General features: G+C 42.2%; 20 protein-coding genes. 6 read left to right on the top strand and 14 right to left on the bottom strand.

The features are described 5' to 3' along the window. Positions 1-27: 27 nt before the first annotated feature. Positions 28-663, bottom strand: a complete 636-nt coding sequence (locus F6K53_RS14795; protein WP_293064821.1) for an ATP/GTP-binding protein — start codon at positions 661-663, stop codon at positions 28-30. A 112-nt stretch (positions 664-775) separates the two neighbouring features. Here F6K53_RS14795 and F6K53_RS14790 point away from each other — a divergent pair, with 112 nt between their 5' ends. Next, a complete protein-coding gene (locus tag F6K53_RS14790; protein WP_293064818.1) occupies positions 776-1,006 on the top strand; it encodes a hypothetical protein in 231 nt (76 codons plus the stop codon). A gap of 58 nt (positions 1,007-1,064) precedes the next feature. Here F6K53_RS14790 and F6K53_RS14785 read toward each other — a convergent pair whose 3' ends face one another. The 10 genes from F6K53_RS14785 to F6K53_RS14735 all read right to left on the bottom strand — a co-directional run bounded on the left by F6K53_RS14785 (position 1,065) and on the right by F6K53_RS14735 (position 10,441). Beyond that, on the bottom strand, positions 1,065-1,436 hold the full coding sequence (locus F6K53_RS14785) for a roadblock/LC7 domain-containing protein (protein ID WP_287313137.1): 372 nt from the start codon (positions 1,434-1,436) through the stop codon (positions 1,065-1,067). A 261-nt stretch (positions 1,437-1,697) separates the two neighbouring features. Continuing rightward, a complete protein-coding gene (locus F6K53_RS14780; protein ID WP_293020079.1) occupies positions 1,698-2,252 on the bottom strand; it encodes a protoglobin domain-containing protein in 555 nt (184 codons plus the stop codon). 624 nt (positions 2,253-2,876) lie between these two features. Further along, positions 2,877-3,521 (bottom strand): ATP/GTP-binding protein, encoded by a 645-nt coding sequence (locus F6K53_RS14775; RefSeq protein ID WP_364301066.1) that lies wholly within the window; start codon positions 3,519-3,521, stop codon positions 2,877-2,879. Between the two features lie 198 nt (positions 3,522-3,719). After that, positions 3,720-4,823 (bottom strand): saccharopine dehydrogenase NADP-binding domain-containing protein, encoded by a 1,104-nt coding sequence (locus F6K53_RS14770; RefSeq protein WP_293020077.1) that lies wholly within the window; start codon positions 4,821-4,823, stop codon positions 3,720-3,722. A gap of 908 nt (positions 4,824-5,731) precedes the next feature. Continuing rightward, positions 5,732-5,986 carry a hypothetical protein gene (locus F6K53_RS14765; protein ID WP_293020141.1) on the bottom strand — a complete coding sequence of 85 codons (255 nt, stop codon included), beginning with the start codon at positions 5,984-5,986 and terminating at the stop codon, positions 5,732-5,734. An 11-nt stretch (positions 5,987-5,997) separates the two neighbouring features. Continuing rightward, positions 5,998-6,399 carry a substrate-binding domain-containing protein gene (locus tag F6K53_RS14760; protein ID WP_293020075.1) on the bottom strand — a complete coding sequence of 134 codons (402 nt, stop codon included), beginning with the start codon at positions 6,397-6,399 and terminating at the stop codon, positions 5,998-6,000. A gap of 28 nt (positions 6,400-6,427) precedes the next feature. Next, positions 6,428-6,757 (bottom strand): hypothetical protein, encoded by a 330-nt coding sequence (locus F6K53_RS14755; protein ID WP_293020074.1) that lies wholly within the window; start codon positions 6,755-6,757, stop codon positions 6,428-6,430. Positions 6,758-6,798: 41 nt separating this feature from the next. Then, positions 6,799-7,962: a Na/Pi symporter gene (locus tag F6K53_RS14750; protein ID WP_293020073.1), complete on the bottom strand. Its 1,164-nt coding sequence runs from the start codon at positions 7,960-7,962 to the stop codon at positions 6,799-6,801. 718 nt (positions 7,963-8,680) lie between these two features. Continuing rightward, positions 8,681-9,652: a hypothetical protein gene (locus F6K53_RS14745; protein ID WP_293064811.1), complete on the bottom strand. Its 972-nt coding sequence runs from the start codon at positions 9,650-9,652 to the stop codon at positions 8,681-8,683. Between the two features lie 267 nt (positions 9,653-9,919). Next, entirely contained in the window at positions 9,920-10,441 is a 522-nt protein-coding gene (locus F6K53_RS14735) for a tetratricopeptide repeat protein (protein WP_293064808.1), read from the bottom strand. Positions 10,442-10,740: 299 nt separating this feature from the next. Between F6K53_RS14735 and F6K53_RS14730 the strand changes: the two genes are divergently transcribed. From F6K53_RS14730 to F6K53_RS14720, 3 genes are all read left to right on the top strand, one after another. Next, positions 10,741-10,971 carry a DUF2281 domain-containing protein gene (locus F6K53_RS14730; RefSeq protein WP_293020069.1) on the top strand — a complete coding sequence of 77 codons (231 nt, stop codon included), beginning with the start codon at positions 10,741-10,743 and terminating at the stop codon, positions 10,969-10,971. After that, positions 10,968-11,357 carry a type II toxin-antitoxin system VapC family toxin gene (locus tag F6K53_RS14725; protein ID WP_293020067.1) on the top strand — a complete coding sequence of 130 codons (390 nt, stop codon included), beginning with the start codon at positions 10,968-10,970 and terminating at the stop codon, positions 11,355-11,357. Before F6K53_RS14730 ends, F6K53_RS14725 begins: the two co-directional genes overlap by 4 nt. A gap of 203 nt (positions 11,358-11,560) precedes the next feature. Beyond that, complete coding sequence (locus tag F6K53_RS14720) at positions 11,561-11,761, top strand: hypothetical protein (RefSeq protein ID WP_293042764.1); 201 nt, start codon at positions 11,561-11,563, stop codon at positions 11,759-11,761. Positions 11,762-12,024: 263 nt separating this feature from the next. Here the strand turns inward: F6K53_RS14720 and F6K53_RS14715 are convergent, their stop codons facing one another. Then, on the bottom strand, positions 12,025-12,480 hold the full coding sequence (locus tag F6K53_RS14715) for a thioesterase family protein (RefSeq protein WP_364301058.1): 456 nt from the start codon (positions 12,478-12,480) through the stop codon (positions 12,025-12,027). A gap of 179 nt (positions 12,481-12,659) precedes the next feature. On the opposite strand from F6K53_RS14715, the gene F6K53_RS14710 reads away from it, so the two are divergent. Then, positions 12,660-13,514, top strand: a complete 855-nt coding sequence (locus tag F6K53_RS14710) for an alpha/beta hydrolase (RefSeq protein WP_293020065.1) — start codon at positions 12,660-12,662, stop codon at positions 13,512-13,514. A gap of 99 nt (positions 13,515-13,613) precedes the next feature. Here the strand turns inward: F6K53_RS14710 and F6K53_RS14705 are convergent, their stop codons facing one another. Beyond that, positions 13,614-14,753 (bottom strand): Na/Pi symporter, encoded by a 1,140-nt coding sequence (locus F6K53_RS14705; protein ID WP_293042770.1) that lies wholly within the window; start codon positions 14,751-14,753, stop codon positions 13,614-13,616. A gap of 209 nt (positions 14,754-14,962) precedes the next feature. On the opposite strand from F6K53_RS14705, the gene F6K53_RS14700 reads away from it, so the two are divergent. Further along, positions 14,963-15,232, top strand: coding sequence for a hypothetical protein (locus tag F6K53_RS14700; protein ID WP_293064802.1), 270 nt, complete (start codon positions 14,963-14,965; stop codon positions 15,230-15,232). Here F6K53_RS14700 and F6K53_RS14695 read toward each other — a convergent pair. Continuing rightward, positions 15,199-16,710, bottom strand: a complete 1,512-nt coding sequence (locus tag F6K53_RS14695; RefSeq protein WP_293081211.1) for an FAD-dependent oxidoreductase — start codon at positions 16,708-16,710, stop codon at positions 15,199-15,201. The two genes, F6K53_RS14700 and F6K53_RS14695, sit on opposite strands and share 34 nt — an antisense overlap. Between the last annotated feature and the right edge of the window lie 416 nt (positions 16,711-17,126).

Here is a 17,126-nt window from a genome sequence, read left to right as displayed (position 1 = left end):
TTTCTATAGCTGAATGCTGATCCCTGACTAACCCCCTTCTAAAAACTGGGGATTAGGCCAATGATATTGCTTCTTAACAGGTCGGGGAGCTGGGTGACTTACCTTTTCTCTCCTAGCACTTTCAATAACACTCCCTTGGCAAAGCATCTGAGCCATCAAAATCATTACAGTTTCAAATACTGAGGTCTTATTATTGGGATTAACAGCCACAATTGGGGGTTGATTAGGATCGCCAATGTATGCCATGCGCATCATAATTTCCTCTGGAGTCCATGCCCCTGCAACATCAGTATGAGTCAGACCAATAATCATGGGAATAGTAACCCGCTCCTGCATAAACGATAAAATCTGACGAGCACTAGCAAAATCAGTGGTTCGATTAGCTGCCATCAATAAAATATAGGCGTGAGCTCGGCGAATCAAAATATCCCACATAAAATCAAAGCGAGCTTGACCAGGAGTTCCATACAGGTGCAAATCCAAGTTCCGATTTAAGGGACGCAAACCAAAGTCTAAGGCAACGGTCGTTTTTTTCTTAAGCAATGATGTGGCATCCGTAGCGGTTCGTTCTGTTTCAATAACCGCACCTTCGCTGAATGTTCTGACAAAAGTAGATTTGCCAGCCCCTATTGTTCCCGTTACTACAATCCGTATACTGTCCATTGGGTTATGCTTTCCTAGCAAATACTACAGGTTATCAACTGTGCCAGTAGGTTGGGGTGAATCAAGGTAATTTGTTGACGATTGACGGTTGACGGTTGATGGTTGACTGTTAGTGGTCAACCTTAAACAAAAAATAGCTTACATTGAATTTCACACACCCACTGACGTTATACCAATAACTGACGTTATACCAATAATCGAGAATGCCTTGGCCGTAGGCCACGCTACGCGAACAACAATTTTTAAAAAATTTTACCATTTGGTAATGGGTAATGGGGAATTAATGCTAGTCTTTAAATTCCCCATTACCCATTATCTATCACCCCTTAATAATAACCAATAAACCTATATTGTATCCATTTTCTCTAAAAGGTATTAGTAGAGTAATACCCACAAAATTACTAGAGCAACATTGGTTTTAATTCAGCCAGAGTTCGTTTAATTTCTAACATCAATACTCCCTGCTTAGCTGCTTTACTAGCTAGAACCAGAAATACCGCTTCTTCACCACAACTGGTCAAAACGCTAAATCCCTCTTTACCCTCAACATAGATCCGGTCGATTTCTCCTCTAGCCAGTTCTGAGCCAATTCGCTCACCCAAGGAGAGCATAGCCGCAGACATCGCTGAAACCCGTTCTTCATCCATTTCCCCAGGCAGACTGGATGCTAACGGTAAACCATCGGTCGTGACTACAGCTGCTCCTTGAATATCAGCAGTGGATGTAACAAAATTATGCAGGATATACCCCAATTTTTGAGAATTGATCGCCATTGTTCCCTTACTCCAATTGCAGAATGTGTAATTCGGTTAGTTTGTTTTCCTCGAAACTGATAGCTGATATTTAAGTAGGAGTAGTGCCAATTTGCCAAAACTTATAGACTATTGATTTAGTTTCCAACAAAATCGACACTTAATCTAGCAATCCTATCGGAAAAGTGAACAGTCACAGGTCTTACTCAGGACTCGTAACTTTCCGAGTCTGAACTATTTTATTGACAGGTATTGTTCACAAATGATTTAGGATTGCTCTAGTTACATAGAGCCAGCGCCAGTACTAATCAGACGTCTAAATAGAGCCTCTGTCCAGCCAGTTTCTTTGAGAACCGCTGCCGAACTCACTTCTACATAGGCTTGCTCAATGAAGGCTAAATCAATCATGCAGATCCGACTGAGGGCATCCCGCAAGGCTTCATCTTTACTATCAGTTTTTATCCGGTTAGTAAATGCCTGCACCACAATTGCCATGGCTGGGACGACATGTTGAGGACCGATACCAATTTTCACATGTACCAAACCTATACGCCAACGACGTTCAGCATAGGCTTTTCCCCAGTCATCCATACCAGTGAACATTTCGTAAAACCATTGCACAAAGGTTACCCGTAGGCGCTCCATACGACCTTCCTTCTCTTTCATAATGGCATCCATTTCTTCATCATTACCTAAGTAAGTATAGAAATGGTCTGCCATTTCAGAAGCAATTTCTTTTCCCCAATCTGCCTGTGATTTCAGAAGCACTTTGTCTTCATTGGTCAAATTGACACGCTTTTCCATCTTGGTCATAAATTCCTGGGGATCTAAGCTCATAATTACTCCGATATAGCTGAATCTAACTCTAAGTTATTACTTGACTATTTAGCAAAGCACCCCGATTGACTTTTATAGTATTTAAACAGTATAGCAATGTTTTGATTAATTATTATCTGAATAGATAATTTTAACCGAAAATATAATCATGTAAATTAGTTATATTTTAGCTTATTTTATTAAATAAAAGAGTTACAAGTATTTTTTTGTATAGTTTTAGTGAAGTTTATAGTTTGGGTTTACCAGAATTTTAAACTATTGACTTCATCTATCGTTGAATGTACCTATAACCTAAACTCCTGGATGCTTAGATAATACATTTATAGGTAAACTCTATAACGTTTACCTACTAAGCTTTTCAGCAAGTGATCCGTTCAATCCGGATCACTTTTTTTAGTGACGCTAATTAATGATTTGTGTAGTTTTATAAACACAAATTACAGAACATGGCAATTCTTAGAAACGATAATCCTTGGGGCGAAGTATTCGGCTAGCAAATTTGGGAGCAAACCAAGAATTTATGTGCGAATGCTTCGCCCTGACAAACGTCCTTTGTTTTATGGGTTTCGACCTGACAGGGGCTGGTCAGTTATTTGAGCTGAACGGCACTAGCTACTGGCTTGTCTAGGAATCTAGGAGATCCATCAGAAGCACCAAAGCCTCAAGCACTGAGGTTCGCTGATTGGGATTAACTATCACACTTGGGGGTTGATTGTGAGGGTTGCTATAACCGAGAGTTCTGATAATTTCCTCTGAGGTCATTGCCCCTGGACAATCCATATGGGTTAAACCAATAATCATGGGAACATTTACTCGCTCTTTCATAAACAGCAGAAGCTCACGAGAGTTGTTTAAACTACTGGGTCGATGAACTGGCACCAATACAATATAGGCGTGAGCTTCACTAATCAAAATATCCCACATGAAGTCAAAGCGAGATTGACCAGGAGTACCGTAGATATGAACATTTAGATTGTTACCAAAGGTAAGGCTACCAAAGTCAAATGCAACGGTAGTTTTTTTCTTTAGCAGAAGTATTTCGTCGGTGGCTTTACTTTCTATTTCCACAGCTTCAACATTACTTGCTGTCCTCACAAAAGTAGATTTGCCAGCTCCTACAGTTCCGGTTACTACGACACGGACACTTTTCATGGGATTTACTCCACTAAGACTAGTTAATATTGAGTAGATTTCAGTCTTAGCAGATGAGAAAGGGAAATTTGGTGGGGTAAGTCCTGTAATTTGAGTTAAACTCAGATCTTGAACCAAGTTTAAGATTTACCTGTAAAGGTAGGGAACAGGAATCCCCCCTAGCCTTAGTAAGGGGGGAGGGGAACAGGGAACAGTGATAAGATTTGGTGATTTCAGTACTTAAATTGATTGTTATCACTGCCGTTATTAAGTTTTTTGTACTGGTGCAAGAGCTCAGTTAAAGGAGGATTATCAAAGGGGATTTGGTATTAATACCTAACCTTCAACAGTATTAATCTTGAGTCCTCGACTTTGTATAGTTTGCTCAAATAATGGCGTAGATAGGGCTTGTTCCACCGGCCAAACTCCCGGTTTATTGAGTTGACCAGTAAGCATCAGTTCCGCAATACTACCAGTACCCACCCCAGCAGCGACAGCAGTATTCTCATGGACTAAGGTTGAGCCAGCACGGGCTGATTTACCATCTTTGTAACCAGTAACCTCTGAGCGAATGGCAACACCAACGCCACTAACGCGATCGCTTACATCCGTCATGATGTGGCTGACATGGGACAAAAACTCGATTCCAGCGGGATTTTTCAGCCAAGATGAGGGAAAGATATGGGCAGCTATCCAGGTCAGATGATTATAAAAATCGGGAACTGAGCCAAATTTAGTGATTACCGTGTTAACGGGGAATGAGTCCACTAAGGTCAAGGCTTCTGGCATATCAAACCAGTAGACACCAGCTTTACCATAGGGAGCAGGGAATTGGATGGTTTCGCGTAGGCTATAAGGTTTCACGGTTTGCCACTGATTATCAATCCAAGCTTCAAACGGTTCTTGCAATCCCAGGAAAGTAGTACGCATCACCGTCACTCCAGCACCACCAGAACCCGCAACTACATAGCTGAGGTGAATCCGTTCTGCAACATCTAACTGTTCTACATCGTGACGCACCATACTATTGGAGATACCAGGAAAAATGCCAGAATTCACAATAGCGGTGACACCAGCAGCAGCAGCCTGTTCACGGAAAGCTAACGCTTTGCGGGTGAAAGCACGGTTGTCACTGACATCGAGATAGTTAACCCCTTGTTCGATGCAAGTGTTTAGGACAGTAGCGTCTCGGTAGAGAAACGGACCAGCACAATGGATCACTAGGTTGTGAGATGCGATCGCATTTCTTAACCCCTCCTGATCAGCTAAGTCTAGAGGGAGAAACTGCACGGGGGGCTGTAACTGTTGTGGTAATACTAGATCAAGTTTACCCTGACGTCCGGTAATCGTAATTTTCGCCTGAGTATGGGCAAGTAAGTCTTGCGCTACACTGTTCCCGATTCGTCCTTTGCCTCCTAGGATTAAAACCTGGTCTGTCATTAGATCATGTCCGGTTGAATACTTATCGCATTTCTATATTACGGTTGCTGGTTTCACCGACCGTAGGGAATAGAATCATTAATTATCCTGATGCTCTACGCTCAACTCTTTACTCCTTGTGATTCTGACAACATTTCAAGCATTGATTATCATTTAATTTAATTGTGTCCATTGGGTTTTACTAATAGTAATTTTTTTAACTATGGGTCTTCAGTATCTACTATGCTAAAATGTTAGCTGAAACCTTAACTAAACTCAAAAAATGGATCAAATTATAGCCTGACATGTAGCTTGATTTGACTTCTAAGGATAATCTATTGTTATATAGCGGTTTTCAATTAGGTGAGGTACATGTTTTGAGGGAGTAGGGAGCAGGGAGTAGGGACTTCGGAGCAGGGACTTCGGAGCATAAAAGAGGCAATAGGCATGCTAGCAATAGGCATGCTAGCAAGAGGTAAAAAAGCCTGTGTACCTCGTTATACTAAAAACCGCTATAATGTAATTTGAGGATGTATTTGTCATTATGGCATCAAAAAAGGAAATTAAACTGCTGACAGAACTTCTGGATATAGAAGGGGTAAAAGCTTGTTCACCTGTAAGCATTCAGCTATCAGCTATCAGCTCTCAGCTCTCAGCTCTCAGCTCTCAGCTCTCAGCTTTGAGCTTTGAGCTTTTAAATAAAACAAGTAAGCTTCGTTTAATCTTTGTTACGTCAGCTGACGGCTGAATGCTGACGGCTGACGGCTGACGGCTGACGGCTGACGGCTGAATGCTTACGTTCACGTTACCAGCACAAAGGAATTGGAATAATTTTACAGAAGTGTGGTACAAAAAGTTATAATATCAAATCCGGCTAATCAGTTATCGCAAACGTTGTTTTAGGCCACCAATGAAAACAAGTCAAACCACTAATAAATTTTGGCTGTTCCATTAAAACTTTCAAGGGAGTAAGCAAAACTTCTTCTAACTCTGAGGTCGAAAAATATATAGTCAAAGGTTCCGGAATCCTCTCCTGGACCATAGAGATTAAGAGGACGGTCTGGCCAAGACTGACGAATTTGATTCCACTTTTCGATTTTTACGTTTGCTTGTGGTTGCCAAATTTTATTCAATTCTGCTACGGAAATATCCTCAGCCCAAGTATTTTTAGGGCTGACTACCAGGGTAATAGCATCTAAGGCGACGGGAAGTTCAATATACTTACTCCATTGGCCTTGCAGGTTGCCATCTCATCTGCTTCAATCGGGCGAGAGGCATCATTGATGTCCGTATCCCCAGCACAAAACTTCTTGAAACCGCCGCCAGTACCAGAAAAGCTGACTGCGATCGCAGGGGCATCGGTAACATCTCGTTGGTAACGCTTAGCTGCTTCATAAGAAATGGGAAAGACGGTGCTAGAGCCATCAATTTTGATGAATTTGCCGGTGGAAACTGATAAAACATTGACTGATTCAGTGCTAAATTCACCATCGCCCAGGATGCCAGATTGTGCTGAGTCTTGTACTTGATTTGAACATCCAGTAGCTAGGGTGATTACACCAAGAGTAGCAACTAATGCTCCTAAGATTGTCTTCATGGTTTTTTCCTTGGAAATTTTTATCGCTTTATTTATGCATCAGGTTTTTTAAGCTATCACTGATAGTATGCAGCAGCTGTTCGATGGTTTCTTTTAATTCGTGCCATGCTTCTTCAGCTGCTGCGTTAATGTCTTTGAGTTTAACTTGAGCGTTTTCTAAATGTTCTTCTAGACGCTCGATTTCTTCATGTTGCAATTTTTGGATGAGTTCCTCTCGTTCTGCCTTTAAGCGGTTGAGAGTAGTCTGGGCTTCGTTAATTTGCCCTTCTAATTTTTCAATATATTCCAATCTTTCATTCATGGTATAGGGAAGGGAGTAGGGAGTAGGGAGTAGGGAGTAGGGAACAAAAATTATCAAAATTTATTTAAGCTCCCTATAAATGTTTGATTATTCCACTATTAGAAAATGGCCGTAGCACCAAGGAGGATGCCAGGAATCACAAAAAAGACGCCTATGATATAGGCAAATGCGATCGCTTTTCGTTCACTAGCCACAGCAGCGAGGGTTTCTGCACTGATAATTGGCAAGCGACAGAGGAAGGGAATGCCATAGATGATAACCACCCCAAGCACGTTGTAGATCAAGTGAACCATGGCAATTTCTAGGGCAGGAACGGCTTCTGCGCCAGAAACAGCGGTGGCTGCTAGCAAGGCGGTAATACAGGTGCCAATGTTCGCACCAAGGGTAAAGGGATAGATTTGCGCTAGGCCAAATACCCCTGCACCGGCCAAGGGTACCATCAAGCTGGTGGTAGTGGAGGAAGATTGAACCAGAACTGTCATTAAGGTACCAGCAGCAATACCCGCGATTGGTCCTTTACCAATGGCTGTATGAAGAATATCTTTGGCACGACCGACCATTAGGACTTTAAGCAGTTTGCCAATAAAACTAATGGTCAAGAAAATCATCGCGATTCCTAAAATAATCAAAGCAATACCATCAAAGGGCCCTGGTAAAACGTGAGTTATGGTTTTAAACACACTCACAACTGGCTTAGTGGCAGCTTTGACAAAGTTCAAATCTTTGACACTTAGAGAACCGCCTCCTACTAAGTTTTGAGCTAAGAAATGGGCAATCTTCTCTAGGGGGTGAAAGATAATCTCAACGGGCAGAAAAATGACTACACTCAGTAAGTTGAAAAAGTCATGGATTGTAGCGGCAGCAAAGGCTCGCTTAAATTCTTTCTTATCCCCAATATGACCTAAACTAACTAAGGTATTGGTAATACTGGTACCAATATTTGCCCCCATCACCATTGGCACAGCAGTGGTTACCGGTAAGCCTCCAGCCACTAAACCAACAATAATTGAGGTTACGGTACTGGATGATTGAATTAATGCTGTGGCAACGGTACCAACGATTAGTCCTAAGAAAGGATTAGTGGCAAAGGCAAATAATTCTTTAGCCTGTGATCCGGTTGCGGATTTAAAACCCGTACCAATCATGCCAACTGCTACAATTAGCAGATATACTAAAAGTACAACTTTAATCCATTCCAGAATATTGTTAGTTTGGTTTGCCGGTTGGCTTCTTTCTATAGGTTGCTCTGAAATGTTGCTCATAATTGATGTGAAACTATAGCCTTTCCGGTGAGGTATAAGCCAGAGGGTTCAAGGATTGGTAACGTAAGAGTAGGGATCCCCCCTAACCCCCCTTAGCAAGGGGGGAACAATTGGCTTCACCCTTAGCAAGGGGGGAAAATTGGCTTCACCCTTAGCAAGGGGGGAAAATTGGCTTCACCCTTATTAAGGGGGGAAAATTGGCTTCACCCTTATTAAGGGGGGAAAATTGGCTTCACCCTTATTAAGGGGGGAAAATTGGCTTCACCCTTATTAAGGGGGGAAAATAGGCTTCACCCTTATTAAGGGGGGAAAATTGGCTTCACCCTTAGCAAGGGGGGAAAATTGGCTTCACCCTTATTAAGGGGGGAAAATTGGCTTCACCCTTATTAAGGGGGGAAAATTGGCTTCACCCTTATTAATTGGCTTCCCCCTTATTAAGGGGGACGGGAGGGGGATCCCAACCACAGCTTAGAAAGATTTATCCAAAACCCACGCAGCATTGCCTCACTACCCTAGAAAAGGCTGTCTACTTGATTCCAGAGCTAAAATTATATCACAAAGTTTAACTTTGAGTTATAAATTATTTATCAAAAGAATAAACTTTTATAAAGTAGGGTGGGCAAAATTTTAGGCTCTAGAATTATCAAAAGAACCAAAGGGTTTTTGCCCACCAGAAAAGCCCCCGACTCCTGACTCCCGACTCCCGACTCCCGACTCCCTACTTTCGACCCAAAATTAAAGCAGTAATCGCACCAACTCCCACACCAAGCAAAACATGAAATAGCACAAACCAGAAAGTGTAACTCAAGCAAGACTGGAGTTCAGCTTTAGGGCATTTTTCTATAGATACATTGGGGTTTAGTTTGATCAAGATCGCTTCTAGAGGTTTAGCATCAGTTTGGGAAGAAATACCACTGACCGCTAAACCAATACCCACCGAGGCAATCCAACGTTCTAATCGTTTCTCTTGTTGTGCTTGTTCAGTTTCCACAATGCCTCGGATACTACCAAGCATCTGGTCAAATAGTTGCTGACCGGGTTTGAGATAATTGAGATTGACTTGAATCTGATTTTGAAATAGCTCGGTTCTTTGGTTTAGGAAGTCTTCCAAAAACTCGATATTATCGTCTTTGAGACTAGATTCACTGATTTTTTTTAGCCAGTAGTTATAGTTGGCGGCATTGGTAGCGATCGCAGTTTTGTGATCTTCCATGTCTCGCAGATAACCAGCATAGTCAAAGGTCTTGGATGGCATCTCGGTCAGTTTCTGCTTCAGTTGCTCTAGCCTTGTTTTTCGCTCCCTTGGCAATTCCTTGAAGCCTTGAACCTCTTGTTCCAGTTGCCCATAGAGTCCTCTAGTTTGGCGATAACACCAACGGGCTTGATCATAAGCAAACAGGATTTTACTGCGACAGCACAACAGATTTAACAATGAAAAGTAAGTCTTTTGTGCCAGGTTTAAGGTTTCTGGGTGACGGTTTAACCAGACCAGAAGGTGACATTGCTCCGTTGGTTTCTCCTTACCGTTGTCATAGGCAAAAATTGGGCTACCAAATAACTGCCCAGATGCGCTAAATTGGGGTTTTTGGTCGGTTCCCTGGAAAAAAGCATCCACACAAGCATCTGCTAACTTTCTATCCTCCTCGGGAGTACCCACTGGTTCGCCATAGAGTACTAAGGTTTGTCCCAAGGAAGCTTGAATAGTGCTGGCTAGCAGACACCCTTGAGGATTTAACCGACTAAATTGACCGACTGGAACAGTGACATTTTGGTAATACAGAGTTATATCAACGGCATAAGTGTCATGAATAGGAAATGCCTCAAAGGCAAAAACTCTAAGAGCCTCTTGTAAACAAGCGATCGCTTCTTCTATATTCTGTGCTTTCTCCCCTTTTATTCGGTTATTGTAAGCATTACCGAGATTATTTTGTGTGATTGCCCACTCAACAGGAAAAGCCTAAAAGGTATAAACTCTAAGAGCCTGTTGGTAACAAGCGATCGCCTGTTCTATATTCTGTGCTTTCTTCCCTTTTCTTCTATCAATGTAAGCACCTCCAAGATTGTTTTGAGTCAAAGCCCATTTTTCTGCACAAACTTCACGGGTGAAAAAAGTTAGTACGATTTTATTGCCAGTAATGGCAATTTCCATATTCCTGGCTTTGTCACCCAAGGGAAATTGTGCAATTAAAGTGCTTAAATCGCCAATATATCCTAATAAGAGCGCCGTTTCATATATTTCTCCTTTCTCCAGAATACTTGTTCCCACAACATGCAATAATTTAGCTAGTCTATCATTAATTTTGTCTGTATTTGCTGCTAGTAATGGGTAAACTACCTGCTCATCACCCCTACTGTCTTCAATTGCTTGTATAACCTCTAATAAAAACTCGAATTGGGGATCAGATGTTTTGCGATTTCTCCCCATCAACCGTTGTTTAATAGTTATTAAACAATAATACAACCGCTTTAGAATATTCATTACCAAATTAGACTTATCTAAATCACCCTGGATTCACCAATCTTCAGCCACTGCCAACATTGTCTGCTGCAATCCCTTAGGGAAAGGCCAGAGGCAAGATTTAATACTTATAGCATTTCTCAATAGATTATGACAAGCAATCTTAATTTATCGTAACACCAAACACTCCTCGGATATCTTGACACTGCTCCCTGCTCCTTGTTTCGATCCAGGCTCTATTCATAAATAAACTAAAAATGCTATAATATTTTATACATTATTATAAAAATTATTTAACACCAACTAAACTAGTAAAACCCATGAATATTGACACAGAAATATTACAAACAGTGGGTAAAATGCCAGAATCCCTAAAACAAGAACTGCTGCATTATGCCAAGTATCTAATGGAAAACTACTCCCAAGATGTTTCCCCAGAGCAGCATGCTAGCAAGAAACGTCGTTCAGGGATCTTAAAAGGAACCTTTGTGCTACCATTACCTGATGATTTTGATGAACCATTAGACGATTTTAAGGAATATATGGAATGAGCTCTTTCCTGTTAGACACTCATGCCTTGATCTGGTTATCTGAAAATGACCCAAATTTGCCTAATAAACTAAGAGACATGATTGATGCAGCGGATAGCGTTTATCTGAGTATTGCTAGTCTCTGGGAAATTGCGATTAAGTTGAATCTTGGTAAGTTATCACTGCAACGAAATTATCAAACCATTGAATCTGAACTGCAATCATCAGATATTACTTTACTACCTATTGCATTTATCGACACCCTGCAAATTTCTAATCTACCCCTACATCATCGTGATCCATTTGATAGAATGTTGATTGCTCAAGCCATGAATAGATCTCTGGTTTTGATTAGTCGGGATAATAAATTTGATGCTTATCCAATTCAAAGACTATGGGTTAGTTGACTGACTGATAAAGCTGTAAGCATTCAGCCGTTTACCAAAGGCCACATGCTTACCATTTTAAAGAGCCGCTACGCGATTATCCTACAGATAATCGCTTTTTTTTATTACTCCTAAACCCCAAAAAAAAAAATTTTAAAACCCTTGACAAATAATTTTATAATTATTACAATAATCATTGTAAATCAAAGTTCAACTTTTGAAAGATGCCAGAAGAATTTACTCGCAACTTCAAGAAACAACCTACTCAGCACACTCTGAAAGGTCCTCGTCAATCAGTAATCCATAGTATGCAGATGCTTTATTCATTGGGCTATGCAGAAATCGCAGAGTGGACTCCTCTGGAGCCGACCGATATTCCCGGTGAAGTGATCACTACTATGACCAAGTATTGGTTGTTGCCATAACACCTTAAATTTCTGGGGGGATTTTCCCCCCTTGGCCTTGGGTTTGGTCTGATAGCATAGGATCACATCCGAAAGTTTCGGGTATTTTTCTGACATCAATCAAAAGTTGAACTAGCCGTAGATAGTATTTCTACGGCTATTTTTTTTGTCAGCGGTCAGCGGTCAGCGGTCAGCGGTCAGCCGTCAGCTATATCATAAGGGATGATAAAATTAGTAAAGAGTTTTTCATAGCTATCAGGTAAAGAGGATTTTTTACCTCTTACCTACTCCCGACTCCCGACTCCCGACTCCCGACTCCCGACTCCCGACTCCCTACTCCCTAGCCATTCCACGATTTCCTTAGGTAAGGGAGTTTTAGTTCTAGTCATTGCATTAATACAAACGTGCTTCGTAATTGCCTTGGCCAGTAACTGTTGCGATGAAGAAGCTGTAACAACCTGATAAGCAATCTCAAACTTACTTTCACTCAACTGCTCAGGCATCACGTGAATCAGCAGTGGATCCCCACAAAACATAGGACCCAAGAAGTCCACACTGGCATGAACAATCGGAATTGCCACAGCTGGCTGAGTGAAAAAGGACTTGAGATTAATGCCCGATACATCTAGAGAGGCTTCATAGGCTTCATGGCAGATAGATAAAACATTAGCAAAATAGACCACACCAGCCGCATCCGTATCTGAAAAGCGCACAGTGCGATTATAAGTAAAAGAGATCATACCATTTCACTTATCAGCTATCAGCTATCAGCTATCAGCTATCAGCTATCAGCTGAATGCTTACAAAGTTTCTGCCCATAGCGTAACCTCCTTGAGGTGCTATTGAATAAAATAAGCTGACGGCTGACGGCTGACGGCTGATGGCTGAATGCTTACACAAGTAACAATTAACAATTAACATGAATGGGATTAAAAAAAACTACCAAGCAGCAGTATATCTCAACACTGACCTCCAGGGGTCAGGATTCCCAATTCTGTGCCTTCACGGTCATCCCGGCTCAAGTCAGTGCCTTTCGGTTTTTACCCAACATCTATCCCAGAAGTTCTGGACTATCAGCCCTGATTTGCGAGGATATGGTAGAAGTCCAGCTGATCGGGATTTTCAGATGACCGACCACCTGATTGACTTGGAATCCCTTCTCGACTACTACCACATTGACCGCTGTTTGATACTAGGTTGGTCTTTAGGGGGAATTTTGGCAATGGAGCTTGCTCTGAAGCTACCTCAGAGAGTCACAGGTTTAATTTTAATCGCTACAGCCGCTCGACCTTGGGGTAATCATCCCCCCATTAGTTGGCAGGATAATCTCTATACCGGCATCGCTTCTGCATTAAATTGGTTACAACCAGGATGGCAGTGGAATATTGACACATTTGGTAAGCGATCGCTTTTTCGATACCTGATCCAACAACACACAACCAGCACCTACCAATATCTTGCCAACCACACCATATCAGCCTATTTACAGACCTCCCAAGCCGCTACAGAAGCACTAAACGCTGCCATTAGGGCTGGGTATAACCGTTTGCCAGACTTACAGCAGATTCAATGCCCCTCCCTGGTCTTAGCAGGAGCTGCTGATCGCCATATTACCGCAGCATCAAGTCGAGAAACCGCTCAACATCTTAAGGATAGCCAATGGCAATGCTATGACAATACTGCTCACTTGTTTCCTTGGGAAATTCCCGATCAGGTTTTAAAAGATATCGACAACTGGATTAGCAATAATCCCCAAGTTGTCTGTCAGAATTAAGAATTAAGAATTAAGAATTAAGAATTAAGAATTAATTCTCCATTCTTCATTCTTCATTCTACATTCAAAGCTGATAGCTGATAGCTGATAGCTGAATACTTACAGCCACGTCGATAGACTCAGAAGTAGTACCGGAATCAAGAAGAAAACGCTTCCAATATAGACAAAGGCTAAATACTTCCGCTCAGTAGCAACAGCAGCTAAGGTTTCTGCACCCAGGATTGGCATTTGTCTCAAAACAGGAATGCTGTAGATGATCACAACTCCGAGGGTGTTGTAAAGTAGATGCACTGTAGCTATTTCTAGAGCAGGGATAGGGTTTTCCGTTATTCCGGTAGCGGCAAGTAAAGCAGTGATACAGGTTCCGATATTTGCCCCTAGGGTGAAGGGATAAATTTCTTGTAAACTCAATAAACCTGTACCAGCTAGGGGAACGATCAGGCTGGTGGTTGTCGAGGAAGATTGCACAATTACAGTGACTAGTGTCCCAGAAGCAATCCCAGCAATGGGACCGTTACCGATAGCAGTGTGCAACATCTCATTCGCTCGTCCTACCATTAGGGTTTTGAGAAGTTTGCCAATGAAAAAGATGGATAGGAAAATAACACTGATACCTAGGACAATCAGGGCAATACCATTAAATGGTTCTGGTAAAATGTTACTGACAGTTTTAATCCTATCAGTGACTGGAGCAGTGGCAAATTTAATCAGATTAACGTTGTTTAAATTAATCGAGTTTTCCCCCACAACCAGGCTTGTTAAAAACAGACTAATCTTTTCCAGGAAGTGAGTGGTAATTTCCAAAGGTAGGAAGATAACGACACTAATCAGATTGAAAAAGTCGTGGATGGTTGCAGCAGCAAAAGCCTGTTTAAATTCGTCCTTATTTTGAATATGTCCTAAACTAACCAGTGTATTAGTGATGGTGGTGCCAATGTTAGCCCCCATAACCATTGGAACAGCCGTTGCCACTGGCAAACCACCAGCTACTAGACCGACAATAATCGAGGTTACTGTACTTGACGATTGGATTAAAGCAGTTGCTAGGGTACCGACAATTAAGCCAGCAAACGGATTAGTAGCAAACTTGAACAATTCCTTGACTTGCTCCCCAGTAGCTGACCTAAAGCCTGTACCAATTATCCCTACTGCCACAATCAGTAGGTAAACCAAAACCAGAATACCTACCCATTTGTAGAAGGTAACAACAAGCTTGTCTGAGTTCTGAACGCTTTCCATTACTCTACTATAGTGTTTGTATTTGGGTTGTGAACATAGGATTGATAGCAAAAGGGAACAGGGAACAGGGAACAGGGAACAGTACTAAAAAGGGAACAGGGAATAGGGAACAGGGAACAGTACTAAAAAGCTTGTTTTTTTTGGTAATGAAAAATCAGTAAAATTGTTCATTACCTATTTATAAAAGGGTGCATCTCAATGCATGCTGTTTGACGCGGTGGGTGGAATGGGCATCTTGTTGTGGAACTGGCATCTTGCCAGTTTCCTGCCTCGGACGGACTGTCCCAATACTGGCTACCGATAAAATCAGAGGCTTTCCGTCTTATCACGCACCCTACGCAACTATTCCCTATTCCCTATTCCCTATTCCCTATTCCCGATTCCCGATTCCCGATTCCCGATTCCCGATTCCCGATTCCCTGTTTCCTAAAATTCCCAAATTAAATCAAGGTAACCAAAAATTACTAAATAACGTCTGACCAAACTCCCGTACAGTTTTATTAATCTTCCGTGTCACCTGAATATGGAATTCATCAGCATCAACAGGAATAATCTTGGCGAGATTTCCCTGTCTAAAGCGCCTAATCACCAAATTTGCTGCTTCCAAACCGGTAACATACGCCTTTTCCTGAGACCAAGAACCGTGGCGAGTGACAATCCAATCCCCGCTCATAAATACATTTTCAATACTAGTGGTTCGCTGCATCATATACTGATAGCTACCGGGAGCAAAGTGAGTCACCCCTTGCGGTACTCGAATCACACTACTGTCAATCAGATTTGCCTCTCGAAAACCAGAAACACAGGTGCCTAGGTCACGCTGAACTTTCTGGATAATTTGCTGATCACTTAGGGGTAGCAACTGGTTAGCATGGTAAAAGTCTGCTTCAATCACGCTACCAGCTTCATCCCGGTACTCATCGTGCAAAGCATTAAGGTCAAAAAATGTCCAACCCGTGGTTGCATCAAAGCCAAAACAAGCATTAGAGGGATGGCGAATCTCAACTTTGCGGTCAAACCATAGCCTGGTTGATAGCACATCAATTCCCCCTAAATTCATCAGGTTGCGGAATTCCTTGCGGCTTTGGAGCATGGTGCTACTCTGAAGGATTTTCTTCATACCATTGACACTGACAGCAAAAATCACCGCGTCAGCCTCAAAGCATTCATCACCACACATTACCCCTTTGGCCTTGCCTGTGTGGTCTATAATAATGTCATTGACCCGTTTATTGGTAAGTACCTTTCCCCCGGCTTTCTCAATCTGTTCCACCCAGGGTTTAAATATCATCTGTGCTACCGTTCCTCGGCACCAGACCACATCAAAGTCCGGTTGGTGAGCCAAAATGAAGTAATACAGCATTCCTAGGGCTGCTGCGGCTGAACATTGTTCTCCTGGAGCAAATAAACCCACTAACAGCATGGGCTCAAAGGAATCCTTGTACAGTCGTGCCGAAACCCCAAACTGTTTAAATAATTCACGGGCGCTTACCGAGTCATACCTAGTCCATGCCTGGTGGGAATTATCGAAGTCAACAACAGCATAGAGTAGGGGTAAGGCAGAGAGTCGATCAATCAGGGGTAAGCGTTTGAAGTCGGTGTAGAGGAAGGTTCCTAGGGGCGTCGGAAGTCGTGGTTGATTTTGAAAGATAGGGGATTCGACTTCTAATCCAGCAGGAGAATACTGAGAAGAACGGGTGAAAGGAGTGAAAGGATTGAGTCGGAGTTCCTTTACCAGGTTGAAAATGTTGTGATAGGGATACCAGAAACCATGAATTCCCCCTTCTACAGAACGTCCACCCGCTGTTTTCCATCCTGCCACTAAACCACCGGCATAGGAACTTGCTTCTAGGAGAGTGACATCGTAACCTTGTTTGGCTAAGTGGTGAGTTGCGCCTAAGCCTGCCCATCCAGCACCCACTACAACTACTCGTTTTATTTCTGAGAATTCTGACATTGACCTTTTCTTGAGTTTATTGATAACTCTTTTTTCAGGATCGCACAACTATGAAGTTATGTTAAGGTAATTCTGTGATCGGTCATGGGATCCTCCAAAAGAGCCCCTAGGCGAACGCATTGGCACAATCCTAAATACAGCAGTGGCTATTACCCATTACCCATTCCCCTCCAAAAAAAAAGCGGCTGCAACCATTGTCACAACCGCCACTGTACATCAACTGGGAGGAAATCCTAGAGACATATGTCAAAAACTGTCCAAGATGTTTGACAAGCTCTAGTAAAGCTACGTTACTTACTTACTACAAGGTGTCTTCCACAGATTCCCGAAAATTTGATCAGAAATTTTTGGGAATTGGGAAACATCACTGCTTAGCTTAGGTGTTAGGTATTAGGTGTTAGGTGTTAGGTGTTAGG

Origin of the sequence: Moorena sp. SIO4A1 (assembly GCF_010672065.1) — a bacterium.
Classification (GTDB): Bacteria; Cyanobacteriota; Cyanobacteriia; order Cyanobacteriales; family Coleofasciculaceae; genus Moorena.
Note: the sequence above shows the minus strand (reverse complement) of the source record. Positions and strands in the feature narration are given on the sequence as shown.

Bases quoted from the DNA above. Each gene is read 5' to 3' on its own strand.
- F6K53_RS14795 (WP_293064821.1), bottom strand. From the start codon at position 663: ATGGACAGTATACGGATTGTAGTAACGGGAACAATAGGGGCTGGCAAA.
- F6K53_RS14785 (WP_287313137.1), bottom strand. From the start codon at position 1,436: ATGGCGATCAATTCTCAAAAATTGGGGTATATCCTGCATAATTTTGTT.
- F6K53_RS14780 (WP_293020079.1), bottom strand. From the start codon at position 2,252: ATGAGCTTAGATCCCCAGGAATTTATGACCAAGATGGAAAAGCGTGTC.
- F6K53_RS14770 (WP_293020077.1), bottom strand. From the start codon at position 4,823: ATGACAGACCAGGTTTTAATCCTAGGAGGCAAAGGACGAATCGGGAAC.
- F6K53_RS14760 (WP_293020075.1), bottom strand. From the start codon at position 6,399: ATGAAGACAATCTTAGGAGCATTAGTTGCTACTCTTGGTGTAATCACC.
- F6K53_RS14750 (WP_293020073.1), bottom strand. From the start codon at position 7,962: ATGAGCAACATTTCAGAGCAACCTATAGAAAGAAGCCAACCGGCAAAC.
- F6K53_RS14735 (WP_293064808.1), bottom strand. From the start codon at position 10,441: ATGAATATTCTAAAGCGGTTGTATTATTGTTTAATAACTATTAAACAA.
- F6K53_RS14730 (WP_293020069.1), top strand. From the start codon at position 10,741: ATGAATATTGACACAGAAATATTACAAACAGTGGGTAAAATGCCAGAA.
- F6K53_RS14725 (WP_293020067.1), top strand. From the start codon at position 10,968: ATGAGCTCTTTCCTGTTAGACACTCATGCCTTGATCTGGTTATCTGAA.
- F6K53_RS14720 (WP_293042764.1), top strand. From the start codon at position 11,561: ATGCCAGAAGAATTTACTCGCAACTTCAAGAAACAACCTACTCAGCAC.
- F6K53_RS14715 (WP_364301058.1), bottom strand. From the start codon at position 12,480: ATGATCTCTTTTACTTATAATCGCACTGTGCGCTTTTCAGATACGGAT.
- F6K53_RS14710 (WP_293020065.1), top strand. From the start codon at position 12,660: ATGAATGGGATTAAAAAAAACTACCAAGCAGCAGTATATCTCAACACT.
- F6K53_RS14705 (WP_293042770.1), bottom strand. From the start codon at position 14,753: ATGGAAAGCGTTCAGAACTCAGACAAGCTTGTTGTTACCTTCTACAAA.
- F6K53_RS14695 (WP_293081211.1), bottom strand. From the start codon at position 16,710: ATGTCAGAATTCTCAGAAATAAAACGAGTAGTTGTAGTGGGTGCTGGA.